The organism is Streptomyces sp. Ru62 (assembly GCF_002920615.1).
GTDB lineage: Bacteria > Actinomycetota > Actinomycetes > Streptomycetales > Streptomycetaceae > Streptomyces.
Genome location: NZ_PQSU01000019.1, coordinates 124,277 through 143,479, shown reverse-complemented (window position 1 = coordinate 143,479; position 19,203 = coordinate 124,277). Strand labels below are relative to the sequence as shown.

The window sequence follows — 19,203 nt, the reverse complement described above, 5'->3', positions numbered from 1 at the left end:
CGATTACCTCGCAGAGAGGGTGAGACGGGTGGGGAGAACGGCCGGGCGGTGATCAGGCCCGTCGGTCGTGGCGGTCGAGACGCGGTGGCGTGCTGCGCAGATCGTCGAGGAGTTCCACGGCGGCGCGCGCCCGGATCCCCTCCAGCTCCGCTCCGCTCACCGCGGGCGTGCGCCGGGGCAGCGCCGCCGGCGGCGGTACGAGCATGGCGGGAACCGAGTCCGGCATCAGATAGCGGTCGGGCTCCAGCGGGATCCGGAAGAAGACCGACAGACCGGCCTCGGTGCCCTGCGCGGCGCGGATGCGTTCCTCCGCGTCGTTGATCCGGGCCTGCTCGGTGTGGTCGCCCTCAGCCTCGCGGAACAGCTCCCGGCAGTGCTTCTCCCACCGGAACGAGCCGTGGTCCAGGCCGAGTTCGATGAAAGGGTTGGTGACCCGGTCGCGGCTGTTCTTCGGCGTGGCCCGCCAGCGGCGCACCAGCGCCAGATTGGGCTGCGCCTGCTCACCCAGTCCGGCGGCGGCCTCCGCGAGCGCCTCGGCCTCCCCGAGGTCGCCCTCCACCGCGGCGACGTACGCCCTGATGGTGAGCGCCTCCTGGCGCAGTCCGGTGCCGGCCTTCCTGCCGGTGCCGCCCTTCTCGAACCGTGCCGCCTGCTGCCCGGCCTCCTCCAGTCGGCCCGCCTTCAGCAGGTCGTACGCGCGGTTCAGCGCCACCAGCGCGTGGAACGGGCTCAGTTGAGGGCTGACGCTCTCCCGCGGCTGCCACAGGTTGGCCATCAGCAGCCACAGCCCGGTGTCGGCGACCGTCTCGCGCGGCCATTCCCCGTTGATCGCCCCGGACCTGAGGTCCCGGAGCTGGATCTGCTGGGCGCGGGGCAGCAGGGCGTCGAGCTCGTCGATCCGCGTGGTGTCCCCGTCGGCCACGACGTCGTACAACAGGTCCCACAGATCGGCGGGATCCAGCCGCTCCAGGCGCGCTCCGGCCAGGAACGCCTCGCGCCGCAGGCGCTCGGTCCACTCCAGGGCGGCCACGTCCTGCGGTGCGACCTTGTCCGGCACGAGGCGCGCGCGCAGGTAGAGCGCCTCGTCGGGGTCCCGGTCCGCCCACGGCCGGTCCTCGGGCAGCAGACCACCGTGGTCCACCAGGTCGTCCAGGACGGGCAGCGGCGCCCAGGGCAGGATGTCGGGCAGATGGCGCGTCGGCACGGGGACGGCGCCACGGGTGGCGGCGGCGGCGAAGAGGGAGAAGGCCGGACCGCCGGAGACGCCGCGCGCCCGGCCACTGACCAGCAGCAGGCTCGGCGCGCTGGAGCAGATCACCCGGCAGCGTTCCGCTCCCGCGTCGGTCAGCCACGGGACGTCCGCTTCCCACAGGGCCCGTATGTGCGCCAGCACTTCTTCCGGAGCCGCGTGTTCCAGCGCCCTGCGCACCGCCGGGAGGAGCGCCTCGCGGTCCGGGGCGCCGGCGGCCGCGGCCCGCAGCACGGCGCGCGGTTCGTCGGGCAGATCCGGTACGGCCGAGAGTTCGTCCAGAAGGCCGTGCACGGCGGTGACGGCATCCCCGGTCACGCCCAGCCAGGCCCACTTCCGGCGCAGGAAGCCGCTGACCGCCGTGCGGTCGCGGGACTCGCGCCGCTCACGGTCGCGGGCCAGCCGGTTCTTCTCCGCGGCGATCGCCGCACGCCTGCGCGCCGCGGGATCGCCCATCTCGAACTCCTCGTACACCCCGGCAGAGTAACGGTGAGCACCGACAACGACCACAAGACCGTCATCTTCTGCAAAATTCCTGGTCTGCGCGGGATGTCGGCTGCCGTCAGGTCCCCCGATCGTAGGAACGTCCCGGCAGTGAAACGGTTCGGCGCACAGGCGGAGTCCTACGGTCCGCATATGGCCGTGCCCTCCGTGTCCGCTGAGCCGCCGGCGGCCGACGCGTCCGCCGCCACCGTCCCCGCGCACTCCCGTCCGCCCCTCGACATCCGCTCCCGGATCACCGAACTGCGGCTGTCGGCCTTCGCCGGGCACCGGCGGGCAGGGTTCCCGCTCGGCCCGGTCACCGTGTTCGCGGGGCCCAGCGGGGCCGGCAAGACCACCGCGCTCGCCGCGTACGAGGCGCTGGCACGGCTCGGCGGCGGCGCCTCGCTCGGTGAGGCGTTCCCGGACCCGGTCGCCTGCGTGCCGGAGCGGGCCCGCCCCGACGCCGAGGGGCGGCGGGGCTTCCGGATCGGCTGCACGGCCGACGGCGCCGAGGGCCCGGTCCGGCTCGACCTCGCCGTCCAGGCCGAACCGTACCTGCGGATCGTGGGGGAGCGGCTGACCGCGCGCGGAGTCGTCCTGCTGGAGACCGCCCTGCGCGACCCCGGACGCCGGACCGTCCAGGCCGCCTGGCACACCGCCGGCTCCGCCCCGGTCACCCGCGCCCCGCTCCCCGACGACCGCCTGGGCACCGCCCTGCTGCCACTGCGCGTGGCCGGCAAGACGGACGGCCAGCGCCATGTGCTCGCCGCGGCCGAGCAGATGATCGTCGCCCTGCGCTCCGTCTTCCCCTGCGATCCGCGCCCCGAGTACATGCGCGCCCCCGTCCCCACAGGCTCGGGCCGGCTGCTGCGCGGCTGCGACAACCTCGCCGACGTGCTGTGGCGCACGCGCGCGGAGTGCGGCCGGCGGCACGGCCTGCTGGTCGAGACGCTGCGCGCGGGCTGCGCCGGGCGGGTGGCCGACCTGGTCGCCGAGCCGCTGGCCGACGGCACGGTACGGGTACTGCTCGACCGCGGCGACGGCTTCCGCAGCGAACTCGCCCGGCTGGGCGACGGCGAACTGCGCTATCTCGCGCTGACGCTGGTGCTGCTGACCGGGCCGGGCGTGCTCGACGTGGACACCCCCGGCGAGGTGCCCGACGCGCTGCGGACCCTCACCGTCCTCGCCGACGGCTTCGACCGCGGTCTGGATCCGCGCCAGCGCGGGGAGTTGCTGCGGACGGCCGCGCTGATGGGCGAGCGGGGGCACATCCGCTGTGTGGCCGCGGTCAGCGACGCCTCGTGGGCCACCGGGACCCCCGGTGTCACGGTGGTACACCTGAACCCGTGACCGAACATCCCGATCCCGGCCTGGCCCGACTCCAGCGCAGACTGGCCGAGTTCGCCGCCGCGCGCAACTGGCAGCCCTACCACACGCCGAAGAACCTCGTCGCCGCCCTCTCGGTGGAGGCCTCCGAACTGGTCGAGATCTTCCAGTGGCTGACGCCCGAGGAGTCCGCCCGGGTGATGGACGACCCCGGGACGGCCCACCGGGTCACGGACGAGGTCGCCGATGTGCTGGCCTATCTGCTCCAGCTCTGCGAGGTCCTCGGCGTCGATCCGCTCGCCGCGCTGGCCGCGAAGATCGACCGCAACGAACTCCGGTTCCCGCTGCCCGGTGCCGGGGACAGGGATCCGGATGGTGGTCAGGACCGGGATGGGCACCGGGACCGGGACCGGGACCAACAATCGGAGGAATGAACTCCGTTATTACTCTCCGAAGTCAAACCGCCGGTCGAATCCGAATTGTTGTCCACAGATTTCGGTCTTCCTCTGGCTTTTCGACCTAGGGTCCCTCACGCTGGGTAGTGAACAAGGCAGTTCGGGCAGCCGTGTGAGGTGACGCGGCGGAGGGACGGGGGCACTGTATGGACGCGGTACGGCTCATTCTCACGAGCAGGCGGGCCCTGGCGGGTGGCGCCGACGCGGCGGAGATGATGGCGGAGGTCTGGCAGGCACAGGCCCTGGCGCAGGCGATCGGCAGCCGCCTCGCGGTCTCCGGCCCGCCGGAACTGCGTGGCGAGGCACTGGGGCTGACGGAGCTGGCGGGCCGGGGCTGCGGAGTGCTGGACCCGCCCGAACTCGACCCCGGCGATCTGCGCGCCGCCCAGCTCACCGAGCTGGACGACGCCCGGGAGACCCTGCTCTGCCTCGGCGGCCTGCTCGGCGAGGTCGGCATAGCCCTGGTCGGCATGGCCAGCGCCGCGGCCGACGAGACCACGTACTGGCAGTGCATGGAGGCGATCGACGCGGCCGACGAGTCCCGCGACCGCGTCCTGGAGATGCTGCGCAAACTGGCGGCCCGGGAGGAGGTGCTGCCGGGCGACATCCAGGACAGCCCGTCGGGCGTGTGAGCGGCGTCCCCGCGAGGGGCGGCGCGGCCAGGGGACGGTGCGTACGGCGGGTGCCGGGTGATGGCGATGCGGGGCAGGACGCGTTCGGCTCGGCGTCACCGCGCGCGTCACCTCAGCCGTGCGTCTCCTTCCGTCTCGTCGGCCGTGCCCGGCGCCGGCCCCCCGGCCTGGAGGTCCGCCAGGGCCGACAGGTCCGCGTTCAGTGCCGCCATCAGCTCCTCCATCTGCTCCAGCAGCCCCTTCGGCCGGCCGGCGGGCCCTCCCTGCCGGGGAACGGACTCTTCGGACATGACAGCCTCCTCGGCCCCCGGCCCGCCGGGGCCGGCGCGGGCGCCGGACGGTCCGGCTCCGACGGCCCAACGATCACCGCCGGGGCCGGTCACTGGGCTGGAGCGGGGCCCGCGCGGGGGGTGGGACAATTTCACCCGACCGGGGACCGCCGTGCCGGACGGTACCGGCGCGGTTGACGCGGGCGGCGCCGTGCAGGATAGATGTATGGACCTTCGAATCTTCACCGAGCCCCAGCAGGGGGCCACCTACGACACCCTGCTCGCCGTGGCCAAGGCCACCGAGGACCTGGGCTTCGACGCGTTCTTCCGTTCCGACCACTACCTCCGCATGGGCAGCGTGGACGGCCTTCCCGGCCCCACGGACGCCTGGATCACCCTGGCCGGCCTCGCCCGTGAGACCAAGCGCATCCGTCTCGGCACGCTGATGACCGCCGGCACCTTCCGCCTGCCCGGTGTGCTCGCCATCCAGGTCGCCCAGGTCGACCAGATGTCCGGCGGCCGGGTCGAACTCGGCCTCGGCGCGGGCTGGTTCGAGGAGGAGCACAAGGCGTACGGCATCCCCTTCCCGAAGGAGAAGTTCGCGCGGCTGGAGGAGCAGCTCGCGATCGTCACCGGGCTGTGGGCGACCGAGGTCGGCAAGACCTTCGACTTCCACGGCACGTTCTACGACCTCACCGACTCGCCGGCGCTGCCCAAGCCCGCCCAGAAGAAGGTCCCGGTGCTGATCGGCGGCCATGGCGCGGCCCGGACCCCGCGGCTCGCCGCCCGGTACGCCGACGAGTTCAACATCCCGTTCGCCTCGATCGAGGACAGTGAGCGGCAGTTCGGCCGGGTGCGGGCCGCCGCGGTGGAGGCGGGCCGCGACGCGGACGACCTGACGTACTCCAACGCGCTCGTCGTCTGCGTCGGCAGGGACGACCAGGAGGTGGCCCGGCGCGCCGCCGCGATCGGCCGTCAGGTGGACGAGCTGAAGGCCAACGGGCTGGCCGGTTCCCCGGCCGAGGTCGTCGACAAGATCGGCAGGTACGCAGAGATCGGTTCCCAGCGGATCTACCTCCAGGTGCTGGACCTCGGCGATCTGGACCACCTGGAGCTGATCTCCAGCCAGGTCCAGTCCCAGCTGTCGTAACCACTCGACGACCCGCCTCCGGTCCCGGGGCCCGGCCCCATGAGCCCCGGGACCTCGCCCTGGGGCCACCCCGAGAGCCGACGCCACGCGCTCTCGTGGCCCAGGCCGCCGGTCCGGGCTCAGGGCTTCAGCCCATCGGCCCGCCCGTCCCGGCTCCCGGCCGGCGGTCCGCCCTCAGCCGCGGTGCCGAGCCCGCGGGTTCAGCACATCGGCCCACCAGTCCAAGGCGCCCGGGCATCGGGCCCCGCCCGTAGCCCCCCGCTCTCCCAGAGCCCCACCCGACAGCCGCCCCCCTCCCCGCGCCCGCCCCCTCACCCCGCCTGTGACGAGTCTGTGACCGGAGGTGTGGCTTCCGTCACGGTCCGGGAGGCGGGGGCCTGTTGGGATCAGTCGATGGACGACGACTCCGCGCTCGGCATCCTCTTCGGCTTTCTGCTCTTCCCGGCCGTCCTGGCGATCCCCGCCTGGGTGATCGCCGTCATCGTCAAGCTCCTGTCCGTGGCGATGCCCGGCAGGCGCCCGGACTGGCGGCTGGACCTGGTGCGCTGGTCGGCGTGGATGGCGGGCTGGGCAGCGGTCGTCCTCTATTTCCTGGGCGCGGGAGCGGTCGCGCTCTCCGTGCACGAGTCCTCCTCCGGCGCGGACTCCACACCGGCCCACGAGTGCCGCGACGACTTCCCGCCCGGTGTGCTCGTCGGCCAGAAGGCGTCCTGGGTGCCGCTCCGCTTCGACTGCGTCCTGGCCGACGGCAGCACCCGTCCCAGCAGCCCCGGCTACTTCTGGGTCAACACCGGCGTCGTCGGCCTCGGCCTCGCCGCCGTGACCCTCGGCGTCCTCGCCGGGGCGATCTCCGAGCGCCGGCCGGAGCCGGGTGGACCGGTCACAGATCCCGGGTCAGAAGACGCTCGCCGTCCCGTGTGAGCACGAGCAGGTTCCAGGCGGTGCCGCTCTCCCCGTCGTCGCCGTCCCACCACTCGGCGAACGCGTCGGCCAGGTCCGCCGCGCCCGCCGCACGGTCACCGGGACGGTAGGCGCCGGTGAGTTCGACGTCGTAGTCGTGGTCGCCGAGGTGGACCAGGACGACCCGGGTCGCCCTCGACGCGGAGTCCTTCGCGCCGTGCCGCGCGGCCCAGGAGCGGAAGCCGGCCAGGAGACCGGGGTCCGGCTCGCGGCGGGTCAGGGGGCGGGAGGGGCGCCGGTGCGGGGCGCCGGAGACCCCGTGCCGGCAGCCGAGCACCCAGGCACCGCGGTCCCGGTCCACGACCTCCCGCGGCCGGGCCGTGAGCGAGCGGCGCACACAGCCGCCCCAGACCACTTCGCGGATCGCCGCGCCCTTGCCGTCGGAGTCATGGATCCCTCTGCCGGTCCGCCAGCCGGCGTCGTATGCCGCGACCCGGGCCGGTGCGGTCGGGCGCGCCGCGGACGCCGGCCGCCGCGCGCCGGTGTCGCAGGACACCGTGAGCAGCGTGAGCAGTGCCAGTACAGCCGCCGCCCACGCCCGCCGCCCGCCCCTCCGGTCGGTCACGAGCACGGTGAGTCCCCCCTCAAGTCCCTGTCCGATGCGTCCGTTCGGTGAGAGGCCCCTCGCGCCGGAAGGGTTGCCCGCGGTCCGGACGGACCTGACCCGGTCAGGGGGTGCGGGGGGACCCGTGAGTCCCCCCGGCCCGGCTCAGCCGCTCCGGGTGAAGCCGTAGTCCAGGATCTTCGCCGCGTCCTTGAAACGCTGGTCCGCCGACGTGTCCGCGAGGATCGTGCCCACGACCGTCCTCGAACCACGGGTGGCCGCGAACACCAGGCAGAACTTCGCTTCCGGACCGGAGCCGGTCTTCACGCCGAACGCGCCCCGGTAGGAGGTGAGGAGCTTGTTCGAGTTGCTCCACGGCTTCATGGCGTGCGTCCCGCCGCCCGGCCGGTACGACTGCATGTCGTCGTAGACCTTCGTGCCGACGACCTTCTTGAACGTCTTGTTCTTCAGCGCGACCCCGGCCAGCTTGGCCAGGTCACGCGGTGAGGAGTGGTTCTTCCCGTTGGACACCCCGTCGAAGGAGTCGAAGTGGGTGTTCCTCAGACCGAGTTCGCGCGCCTTGGCGTTCATCTTGCCGATGAAGGACTTGGTCCGCTGGGCCGTCGTCGAGCCCGTGCCGTAGGTGTCCGCGAGCGCGTAGGCCGCGTCGCAGCCCGAGGGCAGCAGCAGGCCGTACAGCAGGTCGCCGACCTTCATCGAGTCGCCGAGGATCAGATTGGCGCTTGAGTAGCGCTGAACGTGTGTCACCGGGTCGATGACGTAGTCGGTGTACTCCTTCTTGATTTTCACCTTCTTCCCGAGGTCGACGTTCCGCTGCGACAGCACCACGAGCGCCGTCATGATCTTCGTCGTGGAGCCGGTCCGCAGCCGCCCGTCCGGCGCCTTGCCGAAGAGCTGTTTGCCCGTCGCCGGGTTCATGGCGTACGCGCCCTGTGCCGACACCTGCGGTGCCGCGGCGGCGGAGCGCTGGGCGGAGGCCGCGGCCGGCGCCGTGGCCGCCTGGGCGGGAGCGGTCGCGAGGACGCTCGCCCCGAGGACGACACCGGCCGCCACGGCGACGGCGGCTCTCCCGCGTACCCGGGTTCCCTGGCCGTTGGTCATGGTTCCCCCTTCTGTCAGTGGTCAGTTGACGAGGGATCACTCCATCAGACGCGGGGCCGGGGCGGCCGTAACGGAGATCACAGGGGTCTTCTGTGAACACCGTGTGCCGGAACTGTGGCTTCCATCACAGCGCACATGATCCCTGCCTGGTCATATGACCGCGTGCGCAGAATCCTCCCCCTTGCCCTGACCGGCCTGCTCGCCGTGTCGGCGTGCCAGTTCGTCGGCGACGACGACCCCGGCGACGAGGCCCGCCGCCTCAACACCATGAAGTCGTTCCCGCTGAACGCCTACATACCGGACGCGACGACCCGCGACGGCAAGGCCGTCGGCACGGCACAGTGGATCCTCGCCAAGCGGTGCATGGTCCGGCTCGGGTTCACCGGTTTCAAGACGCTCGACATCAGGACCGTCGAGTCGACCTACCCGGTGCGGCAGGGCACCCTCGCCGGCGGCAGCAAGGTCGGGGACGACAGCCCGTACGGCGTGGACGACCCCGACCTGGCGGCCGAGCACGGCTACCACAACGCGGTGCGGGACGCGTCCGACGACCAGCCCATGGAGTGGCCCGCCGACCAGTACGCGGCCCTCACCGGCACGTTCGAGTCCGGCGACAGCCACCAGGCGCACGGCCACCCCATCCCCGCGAAGGGGTGCATGGGCGAGGCGGTCCGGAAGATCTACGGCCCCGAGCCCAAGCCGACGAAGATCGGCGGCGTACGGCTCAGCGGCTACTACTCGCTCCCCGCGCAGTACTGGTACCAGGCGCACAAGCAAGCGCGGAAGGACCCCGCCTGGAAGAAGGTCGAGCGCGAGTGGTCGACGTGCATGAAGGACAAGGGCTTCCGCTACTCCGACCCGGACCAGGCGTCCACCGACTCCGACTGGTACCGCGGTGACGAGCCGTCGGAGAAGGAGAAGAAGACCGCCGCCGCGGACGCCCGGTGCAAGCTCGACACCGGCTTCATCCAGGCCGTGCACGCCGTCGAGAGCCGCGCGCAGAAGACCGCCATCAGCAAGAACAAGAAGGCGCTCGACGCACGCCGCGCCGACGACCAGCGGGCCATGGCGAAGGCGCGGAAGATCGTCGACGACGAGTCCTGAGCGGGCAGGTCCGGCCGCGCGGCCCCGGGCCGGGGCCCGCAGACCACCGTCGCACGGGTCCGGCCGGCCACAGCCGCGCGGAAAACCTGTGGTCAGCGAGGTTCCGGCCAGGGAGACTCGACAGCATGTTCGTGACGATCTCCACCACCGGCACGGCCGCGGACCCGGCCACCGACCTGGGGTACCTGCTGCACAAGCACCCCGACAAGGCGCAGGCGTTCTCCACGTCGTACGGCACGGCGCACGTCTTCTACCCCGAGGCGGACGCCGAACGCTGCACGGCCGCCCTGCTGCTGGAGACCGACACGCTCGCACTGGTCCGCCGGGGCAAGGGCAAGGGCAAGGGCCGCGGCGGCGCCCCCGACGCGGCCCTCGCGCAGTACGTCAACGACCGCCCCTACGCGGCTTCCTCGCTCCTCGCCGTCGCGCTGAGCACCGTCTTCTCCAGCGCCCTGCGCGGCGTGTGCACCGCCCGCCCCGAGCGGGCGGCGGCCCCGCTGCCGCTGCGCGTGGAGGTCCCGGCGCTGCCCGCCCGCGGCGGAGCCGCCCTCGTACGACGGCTGTTCGAACCGCTCGGCTGGTCTGTCACCGCCGACCCCGTCCCGCTCGACACCGCGTTCCCGGAATGGGGCGACTCGCGGTACGTCCGGCTGGTGCTGGAGTCGGACCGGCTGACCCTCGCCGAGGCGCTGCGCCACCTGTACGTCCTGCTGCCGGTGCTGGACGACGCCAAGCACTACTGGGTCTCCGCCGACGAGGTCGACAAGCTGCTGCGCGCCGGTGACGGCTGGCTGGCCGGCCACCCGGAGCAGCAGCTCATCACCAGCCGCTACCTGTCCCGGCGCTGGTCGCTGACCCGGCAGGCGCGCGAGCGGCTGGAGCTGGTGAGGCTGGCCGAGGCCGACGACAGCGAGGTCGAGGAGATCGACAACGCCGTCGCGCAGGAGACCGAGGCGGAGGAGAGGCCGACCCCGCTCGCCGAGCAGCGCCGGGCGGCGATCCTCACCGCGCTGCACGCCTCCGGTGCCGCGCGCGTCCTCGACCTCGGCTGCGGACAGGGCCAGTTGGTGCGGGCACTGCTCAAGGACACCCGGTTCACCGAGATCGTCGGCGTCGACGTGTCCGTACGGGCCCTGACCATCGCGGCGCGGCGGATCGGGCTCGACCGGATGGGGGAGCGGCAGGCGGCCCGCGTGAAGCTCGTCCAGGGCTCCCTCGCCTACACCGACAACCGGCTCAAAGGGTACGACGCCGCCGTGCTCAGCGAGGTGATCGAACACCTCGACCTGCCCCGGCTGCCGGCCCTGGAGTACTCCGTGTTCGGGCACGCCCGCCCGCGCACGGTCGTCGTCACCACGCCGAACGTCGAGTACAACGTCCGCTGGGAGAGCCTGCCCGCCGGACACGTCCGGCACGGCGACCACCGCTTCGAGTGGACCCGCGAGGAGTTCCGCGCCTGGGCGGCGACCGTGGCCGGACGCCACGGCTACGACGTCGAGTTCGTCCCCGTCGGCCCGGACGACCCCGAGGTCGGCCCACCCACCCAGATGGCCGTGTTCCACCGCCACGACACCGAGAAGGAGGCGAAGGCCGCATGACCGAGAGCCGCGAGCCGGGACGGGAGCTCCCCGTCACCGACCTGTCCCTCGTCGTCCTCGTCGGCGCCTCCGGCTCCGGCAAGTCCACGTTCGCCCGGCGGCACTTCAAGCCGACCGAGGTGATCTCCTCCGACTTCTGCCGCGGTCTGGTCGCCGACGACGAGAACGACCAGAGCGCGAGCCGGGACGCCTTCGACGTCCTGCACTACATCGCCGGCAAGCGGCTGGCCGCCGGCCGCCGTACGGTCGTGGACGCCACCAGCGTGCAGCAGGACTCCCGGCGTCAGCTGATCGACCTGGCCAAGCAGTACGACGTGCTGCCCATCGCCATCGTGCTCGACGTGCCGGAGGAGGTGTGCGCCGAGCGCAACGCGGCCCGCACCGACCGCGCCGACATGCCCCGGCGGGTCATCCAGCGGCACATCCGCGAACTGCGCCGGTCGCTGCGGCACCTGGAGCGCGAGGGCTTCCGCAAGGTGCACGTGCTGCGCGGTGCGGAGGAGGTGGAGAACGCGACCGTCGTCACCGAGAAGCGCTACAACGACCTGACCCACCTCACCGGCCCGTTCGACATCGTCGGCGACATCCACGGCTGCTCCGCCGAACTGGAGGCGTTGCTCGCCGAGCTGGGCTACGCGGACGGGGTGCACCCGGAGGGCCGTACCGCCGTCTTCGTCGGCGACCTGGTCGACCGCGGCCCGGACAGCCCCGGTGTGCTGCGCCGGGTGATGTCCATGGTGAAGTCCGGCAACGCCCTGTGCGTCCCCGGCAACCACGAGAACAAGTACGGCCGCCACCTCAAGGGCCGCAGGGTCCAGCACACCCACGGGCTCGCCGAGACCATCGCGCAGATGGAGGGCGAGAGCGAGGAGTTCCGCGCCGAGGTACGGGAGTTCATCGACGGACTGGTCAGCCACTACGTCCTGGACGGCGGCCGGCTCGTGGTCTGCCACGCAGGTCTGCCGGAGAAGTACCACGGCCGCACCTCCGGCCGGGTCCGCTCGCACGCCCTGTACGGGGAGACCACCGGCGAGACCGACGCGTTCGGGCTGCCGGTGCGCTACCCGTGGGCGGAGGACTACCGGGGCCGGGCCGCGGTCGTCTACGGCCACACACCCGTGCCCGAGGCCACATGGCTCAACAACACCATCTGCCTGGACACCGGGGCCGTCTTCGGCGGCAAGCTGACCGCGCTGCGCTGGCCGGAGCGGGAGCTGGTCGACGTACCGGCCGAGCGGGTCTGGTACGAGCCGGTGAGGCCGCTGCACTCCGAGGCGCCCGGCGGGCAGGACGGCCGGCCGCTGGACCTGGCGGACGTGTACGGCCGCCGGGCCGTGGAGACCCGGCACGCGGGCAGGGTGGCAGTCCGCGAGGAGAACGCGGCGGCGGCCCTTGAGGTCATGAGCCGCTTCGCGACCGACCCGCGCCTGCTGCCGTACCTGCCGCCGACCATGGCACCGACGGCCACCTCGCGGATCGAGAGCTTCCTGGAGCACCCCGAGGAGGCGTTCGCGCAGTACGCGCGGGACGGGGTCGCGCGGGTGGTGTGCGAGGAGAAGCACATGGGCTCCCGCGCGGTGGCCCTGGTCTGCCGGGACGCGGAGACGGCACGGAAGCGGTTCGGTGTGGACGGACCCACGGGTTCGCTCTACACCCGCACCGGGCGGCCGTTCTTCGACGACACGGAGGTGACCGAGGAGATCCTCGGGCGGCTGCGCTCGGCGATCGGCGACGCCGGTCTGTGGGACGAACTGGACACGGACTGGCTGCTGCTGGACGCGGAGCTGATGCCGTGGTCGCTGAAGGCCACGGGGCTGCTGCGCGGCCAGTACGCGGCCGTCGGCGCCGCGTCCGGCGCGGTGTTCCCGGGCGCGCTCGTCGCCCTGGAGGCCGCGGCGGCGCGCGGGGCCGACGTGGGCGGCCTGCTCACCCGGCAGCGCGAACGCGCCGCGGACGCGCGGGCGTTCACCGCCGCCTACCGCCGCTACTGCTGGACCACCGAGGGCCTGGACGGGGTCCGGCTGGCCCCCTTCCAGCTCCTGGCGGTCCAGGGCCGCAGCCTCGCCGCGCTCCCGCACGACGAACAACTGGCCCTGATCGACCGGCTGGTGGAGCACGACGGCACCGGACTGCTGCAGACCACCCGGCGGCTGTACGTCGACACCGGCGACCCGGAGTCGGTCCGCGCGGGTGTCGACTGGTGGCTGGAGATGACGGGCCGGGGCGGTGAGGGCATGGTCGTCAAGCCGGTCGGCGCGCTGGTCCGCACCCCCGAGGGACGGCTGGCGCAGCCCGGCGTCAAGTGCCGGGGCCGGGAGTACCTGCGGATCATCTACGGTCCCGAGTACACCCGGCCGGACAACCTGGCCCGGCTGCGGCAGCGGTTCCTGAACCACAAGCGGTCCCTCGCCCTGCGCGAGTACGCCCTCGGCCTGGAGGCCCTGGACCGGCTCGCCGGCGGGGAGCCGCTGTGGCGGGTGCACGAGGCGGTGTTCGGGGTGCTGGCGCTGGAGTCGGAACCGGTCGACCCGCGCCTGTGAGCACGGCCGTCACACGACGCCCTTGTGCCGCACACACCTGTGTCCATATGGTGGACAGCCGTGCGGCGCAAGGGCGTTCGCGTGCCATGAGGGGAGTGGCGAGCGTGGAGATCAAGAAGACCGTGGTCCGCGAGGACCAGCGGAGCACCATCCGCCGGCCGGCGATCCTGGAGAAGCGGCCGACCCGCTGAGCATGCGCGTCCACCTGGTCACGATGCCGTGGCACCCGCTCGACCTGCCCTCGCTGCAACTGGGCCTGCTCCAGGAGATCGTCCGGCGGGCCCGCCCCGGCGACGAGGTGACCGAGTTCCACGGTTCGCTGCGCTGGGCGGAGTACCTGCTGGAGCGCTCCGGCGGCCGGCTCCTGCCCGGTGACTGCGTCGAGGTCGGCAGCGACGCCATCTTCCACGGCCTCGGCGACTGGGTCTTCTCCGGTGTCCTGTACGACGACCCCGGCTGGGGCGAGACCCGGCTGAAGGAGTACGCGGCCGGCCGCGACGTGTTCATCGACACGGCCCTCGCCATGCGCCCGTACGCGGCCGGCTTCATCGACGCCTGCGCCACCGAGATCCTGGCGGCCGGACCGGACGTGGTCGGGTTCACCAGCACCTTCATGCAGAACGTGCCGTCCCTCGCCCTGGCCCGCGAACTCAAGCGAAGACGCCCCGGGGTGACGGTCGTCCTCGGCGGCAGCAACTGCGACGGCCCGATGGGTCACGCCCTGCACCGCAACCACCCCTTCGTCGACCACGTGGTCCGCGGCGAGGCCGAGTACGCCTTCCCCGCGCTCCTGGGCCACCTGGACGCCCGGACCGCCCCGGCGGACATCCCCGGGCTGTGCTGGTGGGACGGCACGGTGTCCCGGGCCAACACGGAAACCCGGCGGACCGTGGCCCCGGCCGACATACCCTCGCCCGACTACGACCAGTGGCAGGCCGCGCTGGACGCCTCCCCGGTCCAGGAGCACATCCATCCGAAGCTCGTCGTGGAGGGAGCCCGGGGCTGCTGGTGGGGCGAGAAGCACCACTGCACCTTCTGCGGGCTGAACGGCACGGCCATGGCCTTCCGCGCCAAGCCGGGGGAGCGGCTGTGGACGGAGATCGACCGGCTGGTGCGCCGCCACCGCCTCCTCGACGTGGTCACCGTCGACAACATCATCGACATGGCCTACTTCCGCGACTTCCTGCCCCGCGTGACCGCGAGCGGCTGGGACCTGCGGCTGCACTACGAGGTCAAGTCGAACCTCACCCCCGCCCAGCTCGGACTCCTCGGTGCCTCCGGCACCGTGCACATCCAGCCCGGTATCGAGAGCCTGGGCAGCCGCGTCCTGGACCTCATGGACAAGGGCGTCACCGGCGCCCGGAACGTCCGCACCCTGCGCGAATGCGAGAACCACGCCCTGACCTGCTCCTGGAACCTGCTGTACGGCTTCCCCGGCGAGACCGCGGACGACTACACCCCCGTCCTCGATCAGGTATCCGCGCTGGTCCACCTCCAGCCGCCGAGCGGCGCCCACCGCATCCAGCTCGAACGGTTCAGCCCGCACTTCACCGACCCCGGCCTCGGCTTCGGCGAACGCCGCCCGGCCGCGATGTACCGGCACGTCTACGACCTGCCCGAGGACGAACTCACCGATCTGGTCTACCTGTTCGACACCGAGCCCGCGGGCATCGAGGGCCCGGTCGAGCGGCGGTTGAAGGAGGCCGTGGCCGCCTGGCGGACCGGGCACGCGGACTCCCGGCTGCTGTTCGAGGAGGACGGCGCGGAGCTGCTGGTGCACGACCGCCGGTACGGCCGCCCGCCCGCCACCCACCGCTTCACCGGCTGGCGGGCCGCGGCCCTGCGCCGGCTGGAGGACGGCCGGACCGTTCCCGCGCTGCACCGCCTGCTGACCACCGACGGCCACGAGGTGCCGGTACGGGCCCTGGACGCATGGGTGGACCACGCCTTCTCCCTGGGCCTGCTGTTCCGCGACGGCGCCACGTACGTCTCCCTGCCGACCTGGGGCGAGCCGGTCCGGCTGCCCGAGGGGGCCGGATGAGCGGGCTGACCGGGGAAGGCGGGGCGAGCGGGCTGCCCGGCCGCGTTCCGCACCGGCGCACCGGGCGCCGGGTGACAGCCGACGAACCCCTCGACATGAGCGGCACGGGCCGTGCGACGGCGGAGGCGGTGCGGTTCCTGCGCGAGTGCCAGGGCCTGGGCCTCGGCGTGAGCTGGCGGGCGACGGGCACACCGTCGTACGACCCCCGTCTGCTGCACCACCTGCCACCGCCCACCGAACTGACCGCCGGACCAGATGTGTTGCCGTCCTGGCGGGCCGCTCACGCGTACGGCATCCTCTACCACCGGCGCGGCCCGGACTTCGTCACCGTCCTGGACCGCAGACAGCGGGGCACGGCCGTCCGGCTGACCCTGGACCACCCCGCGCTGCACGCCACGTTCCTCCGGCTGCTGGAGCCCACGCCCGTCGCGGAGCTGGACGCGACCGCGCGGGAGGCGCTGGGACTGCTCGCGGCCGAGCGGCTGGTGCTCGCCGGCGGCGGCTGGGCCGTGACCCTGCCCCCGCGCATCCGGCAGTGGCCGGTGCCCTGCACCGCGATCTGAATCCCGGTCCGGCCCACCCGCCCCGCGCGTCGAGGATCGGAAGCGCATCGGAAGCGTGAAACCGGCGCCCGCCCGGCGGATGTCGGGCAGAGTGACTGTCGTCATACCGACGGAACGAGCGAGGCCCCGGCCGGCTGCCGGGAGTTGCGAGGACCCATGAACCACACCTACGAGCCGCCGAGCCTCTTACCCGCCGGCGGTAGGGAGCGGACGTACGCACTGCTCATCGGTGGAGTCCCCTTTCTGCTGATCCTGCTCATGGGCATCGCGCCCCACCTGGGCCCGGAGGACGACGCCGGCTACTCCGGCGGCTACTCGGACGGCTACTCCAGCGGATACTCCGGCGGTTACGACCCGTCCCCGGCCACGCCGGCACCGGACACCTCCACGGCGTACGAGACGCCGACCTGGGCGTCCACCGACAGCGCCGACCCCACGGACACCGCTTCCGCCCCTGCCGGCACCGAGAGCCCCGAGGCGAGCGACAGCCCCTCCGGCACGGTGACCTCCTTCTTCGAGGCCATCAACGAGCGCGACTACCGGACCGCCTGGGACCTGGGCGGCAAGAACCTCGACGCGTCCTACAGCTCCTTCGTGTCGGGCTTCGCCACCACCGAGCGGGACGACGTCACCATCGAGTCCGTGCAGGGCGACACGGTCTGGGTGGATCTCCTCGCCCGGCAGACGGACGGCACGCAGAAGTCGTACAGCGGCCGGTACACCGTGGTCGACGGTGTCATCACCGACGCCTCCATGACCCCCACCGGCTGAGCAGAGCGGAGCGAGAAGACAATGGCGAGCGACTTCCTCACCGTGCCCGCTCCGTCGCCGGAACCGGACCGGCCGGCCGCGGCCCGCCCGGCCGCGGACGCGACGAGCAACGCCACTCGGCTGCTCTGCGCGGGCACCTACCTCGACCCCGTCTACCGCGCCGGTGTCATCCGCGAGCTGCTGACCCACCGGTACCGGGTGGTGGCCCCGTCGTACGGGTACGACGCGGTGCCCGTGCTCGCGCACGCCCTGGCGGCGCGCCGGCTCCAGCGCATCCGGCTGGCCGTGCTGGCCGCGGGCGCCGCGCTCATGCTCGTCCTCGTACCGGCCGGCGCGCTGAACGGGTTCACCGCGCTGCTGGCCGTGCTGTGGCTGCTGTGGGTCACCGCCTTCCTGCGGCGGGTCGTCACCCTCCAGACGCTGACGCGCCGGCTCGCCCCGCCGGCCGGTGAGGGAGGCCGGGGCCGGGGGTTCGACGGTTCCTACCCCGAGCACCCGGAGCTGACGCCCCAACTGGTCGACAAGATCAGGCGGGAGCAGACCTCGGACGGCACGGTGATCCGCTACGGCGGCTACAAGCCGTTCGTCGGCGCGGGCACGCAGGTGCGCCGCTGGTCCAACGCGGAGCTGCTGATCGGCGCGCCGCTCGGGGTGTTCGACGGCCGCCCCGGCGCGGGCCCGGCCGCGGCACCCGGCGCCCTGGGCCAGGAGCCCAAGCGCAAGGAGGTCGTCCCCTTCACCGTCGAGGAGCTGACCGCCTACGTCGCCGACCGCATGACCGCCCGGCTGCGCGCCCAGGCCCGCCCGGCGCAGCGGATCGAGGGCCTGGCCGTCGAGCGCAGCACCTTCACCACGGCCGTCACGACGCTGCGGGGTGTGGCGGAGCCGACCCCCGAGCAGCTCGACGGCGACTGGCGGGACGTCCAGGACACCGGGCGCGACTATCTGTGCATCCGGGTGGGGTCCTGGGACCAGGAGCTGGTCACCACGGCGTTCGTGGGCTTCGACCTCAAGGGGAACACCCTGCACACCGAGTTCTACTCGTACGTGCTGGCGCCGGTCCGGGCGAGCTTCCAGCTGGTGGACCGGCTCCCCGCCGCCCTGGACGAACGGCTGCTGCTCAAGCTGGCCTGGCACACCCTGCGCGGCACGCCCCACTCCGCGGTGCGGTCGGCCGCGGCGAAGGCGGCGGGCGCCCAGCTGCTCCCGCGGCTGCCGTGGAGCAAGGAGAAGATCCGGGTGCCGCAGCCGGCCGACACCAGCGAGTTCGGCCTCGGCCGCTACGCGGACGCCCTGCTCAACCGCGGGGCGGTCACCAGCGTCCGGGAGATGGCGACCAGCCCCCACTTCCACGTCTTCTTCCAGGAGACCGACACCATCAAGTACACGCAGATCGTGGAGCGCCAGTTCCTCCACGTCGTCCGTGACTTCCTGTACGAGCACAACGTGGACCTCACGGAGCACGAGGCCCGCCAGACCAACATCCTCAACAACTACGGGCACAACAACAGCTTCGTGCACGGCGACAACAACACCACCAACTCGGGCACGCAGAACTTCGGCGGCCCGAACGGCGGTCAGGGGGCGGGATCCGCATGACGCACACCTCCACGGGCGGCAACAGCAGCGACTACGGGAGCCGGAACGACTTCGGCCGCCACAACAGCTTCGTCACCGGCGACAACAACACCACCAACTCGGGCACGCAGAACTACTACGGCGCTCCTCCCGCCGCCGCCCACGGCACCGGCCCGGACCAGGACGGCCCCGCCCCGGACCGCCGCCGCAACGTCTTCGTCGTCCACGGCCGGGACGAGGAGGTGCGCCTGAGGATGTTCGACCTGCTGCGCCTGCTCGATCTGCGTCCGCTGGAGTGGGAGGACCTGGTCAACGCCACCGGCAAGACGGCGCCGTTCCTCGGTGAGGTCGTCGCCGGGGCCCCCGAGCTGGCCCAGGCGGCCCTCGTGCTGCTCACCCCGGACGACGTCGTCCAGCTCCACCCGGACCTGCGCGGCCGCAACGAGCCGCCGTACGAGACCGAGCCCACCGGTCAGCCCCGGCCCAACGTGCTCATCGAGCTGGGCATGGTGCTGATGGCCTACCCGGAGCGCACCCTGATGGTGGAGGTCGGACAGCTGCGCCCGATCGCCGACGTCGCGGGCCGCAACGTCATCCGGTTCGACGGCACGGAAACCGCCCTGCGCAAGATCGCCGAGCGGCTGAAGCTGGCGGGCTGCGCGGTCGACGACACCCGTTCCGACTGGCTCCAGACCTGGCCGTACCGCCATCTGGCGGCGTACGGCCGCACCGGGCGGGCGACACCGCCGGCCCACTGAGCCGCGGTACGGGCCCGGTGGTTCGTCCACAGTCGGGGGACGGGCCCGTACCGCTCAACG

17 protein-coding genes are annotated in these 19,203 nt (G+C 72.8%); 13 read left to right on the top strand and 4 right to left on the bottom strand.

Going from position 1 to position 19,203, the window contains the following annotated elements; translation table 11 throughout:
• Nucleotides 1-52 precede the first annotated feature (52 nt).
• On the bottom strand, nucleotides 53-1,723 hold the full coding sequence (locus tag C3492_RS25710) for a hypothetical protein (protein ID WP_103814455.1): 1,671 nt from the start codon (nucleotides 1,721-1,723) through the stop codon (nucleotides 53-55).
• Nucleotides 1,724-1,885: 162 nt separating this feature from the next.
• Here C3492_RS25710 and C3492_RS25705 point away from each other — a divergent pair, with 162 nt between their 5' ends.
• The 3 genes from C3492_RS25705 (at nucleotide 1,886) to C3492_RS25695 (ending at nucleotide 4,145) form a co-directional block, all read left to right on the top strand.
• Nucleotides 1,886-3,082: an AAA family ATPase gene (locus C3492_RS25705; protein ID WP_103814453.1), complete on the top strand. Its 1,197-nt coding sequence runs from the start codon at nucleotides 1,886-1,888 to the stop codon at nucleotides 3,080-3,082.
• Nucleotides 3,079-3,492: a nucleotide pyrophosphohydrolase gene (locus tag C3492_RS25700; RefSeq protein WP_258055889.1), complete on the top strand. Its 414-nt coding sequence runs from the start codon at nucleotides 3,079-3,081 to the stop codon at nucleotides 3,490-3,492. Before C3492_RS25705 ends, C3492_RS25700 begins: the two co-directional genes overlap by 4 nt.
• A gap of 167 nt (nucleotides 3,493-3,659) precedes the next feature.
• A complete protein-coding gene (locus tag C3492_RS25695; RefSeq protein ID WP_181140546.1) occupies nucleotides 3,660-4,145 on the top strand; it encodes a DUF6099 family protein in 486 nt (161 codons plus the stop codon).
• 107 nt (nucleotides 4,146-4,252) lie between these two features.
• Here the strand turns inward: C3492_RS25695 and C3492_RS25690 are convergent, their stop codons facing one another.
• Nucleotides 4,253-4,435 (bottom strand): hypothetical protein, encoded by a 183-nt coding sequence (locus C3492_RS25690; protein WP_103814451.1) that lies wholly within the window; start codon nucleotides 4,433-4,435, stop codon nucleotides 4,253-4,255.
• 205 nt (nucleotides 4,436-4,640) lie between these two features.
• On the opposite strand from C3492_RS25690, the gene C3492_RS25685 reads away from it, so the two are divergent.
• On the top strand, nucleotides 4,641-5,564 hold the full coding sequence (locus C3492_RS25685; RefSeq protein ID WP_103814450.1) for an LLM class F420-dependent oxidoreductase: 924 nt from the start codon (nucleotides 4,641-4,643) through the stop codon (nucleotides 5,562-5,564).
• 393 nt (nucleotides 5,565-5,957) lie between these two features.
• Nucleotides 5,958-6,485, top strand: a complete 528-nt coding sequence (locus tag C3492_RS25680; RefSeq protein WP_103814448.1) for a hypothetical protein — start codon at nucleotides 5,958-5,960, stop codon at nucleotides 6,483-6,485.
• Here the strand turns inward: C3492_RS25680 and C3492_RS25675 are convergent.
• Complete coding sequence (locus C3492_RS25675) at nucleotides 6,445-7,089, bottom strand: hypothetical protein (RefSeq protein WP_258055888.1); 645 nt, start codon at nucleotides 7,087-7,089, stop codon at nucleotides 6,445-6,447. The genes C3492_RS25680 and C3492_RS25675 overlap by 41 nt on opposite strands.
• A 144-nt stretch (nucleotides 7,090-7,233) precedes the next feature.
• Complete coding sequence (locus C3492_RS25670; protein ID WP_103814445.1) at nucleotides 7,234-8,190, bottom strand: D-alanyl-D-alanine carboxypeptidase family protein; 957 nt, start codon at nucleotides 8,188-8,190, stop codon at nucleotides 7,234-7,236.
• A 162-nt stretch (nucleotides 8,191-8,352) separates the two neighbouring features.
• On the opposite strand from C3492_RS25670, the gene C3492_RS25665 reads away from it, so the two are divergent.
• The 8 genes from C3492_RS25665 (at nucleotide 8,353) to C3492_RS25630 (ending at nucleotide 19,143) form a co-directional block, all read left to right on the top strand.
• Nucleotides 8,353-9,294 (top strand): hypothetical protein, encoded by a 942-nt coding sequence (locus C3492_RS25665; RefSeq protein ID WP_103814443.1) that lies wholly within the window; start codon nucleotides 8,353-8,355, stop codon nucleotides 9,292-9,294.
• A gap of 125 nt (nucleotides 9,295-9,419) precedes the next feature.
• Entirely contained in the window at nucleotides 9,420-10,892 is a 1,473-nt protein-coding gene (locus C3492_RS25660) for a 3' terminal RNA ribose 2'-O-methyltransferase Hen1 (RefSeq protein ID WP_103814441.1), read from the top strand.
• Nucleotides 10,889-13,432 carry a polynucleotide kinase-phosphatase gene (locus C3492_RS25655; protein ID WP_103814440.1) on the top strand — a complete coding sequence of 848 codons (2,544 nt, stop codon included), beginning with the start codon at nucleotides 10,889-10,891 and terminating at the stop codon, nucleotides 13,430-13,432. Before C3492_RS25660 ends, C3492_RS25655 begins: the two co-directional genes overlap by 4 nt.
• A gap of 193 nt (nucleotides 13,433-13,625) precedes the next feature.
• The gene (locus tag C3492_RS25650) at nucleotides 13,626-15,473 is read left to right on the top strand and encodes a RiPP maturation radical SAM C-methyltransferase (RefSeq protein WP_103814438.1); all 1,848 of its coding nucleotides are present in this window, start codon (nucleotides 13,626-13,628) and stop codon (nucleotides 15,471-15,473) included.
• On the top strand, nucleotides 15,470-16,036 hold the full coding sequence (locus C3492_RS25645; protein ID WP_258055887.1) for a DUF5825 family protein: 567 nt from the start codon (nucleotides 15,470-15,472) through the stop codon (nucleotides 16,034-16,036). Before C3492_RS25650 ends, C3492_RS25645 begins: the two co-directional genes overlap by 4 nt.
• Nucleotides 16,037-16,192: 156 nt before the next feature.
• On the top strand, nucleotides 16,193-16,807 hold the full coding sequence (locus C3492_RS25640; protein ID WP_103814436.1) for a hypothetical protein: 615 nt from the start codon (nucleotides 16,193-16,195) through the stop codon (nucleotides 16,805-16,807).
• A gap of 21 nt (nucleotides 16,808-16,828) precedes the next feature.
• The gene (locus tag C3492_RS25635; protein ID WP_103814434.1) at nucleotides 16,829-18,406 is read left to right on the top strand and encodes a hypothetical protein; all 1,578 of its coding nucleotides are present in this window, start codon (nucleotides 16,829-16,831) and stop codon (nucleotides 18,404-18,406) included.
• Nucleotides 18,403-19,143, top strand: a complete 741-nt coding sequence (locus C3492_RS25630) for a TIR domain-containing protein (protein WP_103814432.1) — start codon at nucleotides 18,403-18,405, stop codon at nucleotides 19,141-19,143. The genes C3492_RS25635 and C3492_RS25630 overlap by 4 nt, the downstream gene beginning before the upstream one ends.
• Nucleotides 19,144-19,203 lie beyond the last annotated feature (60 nt).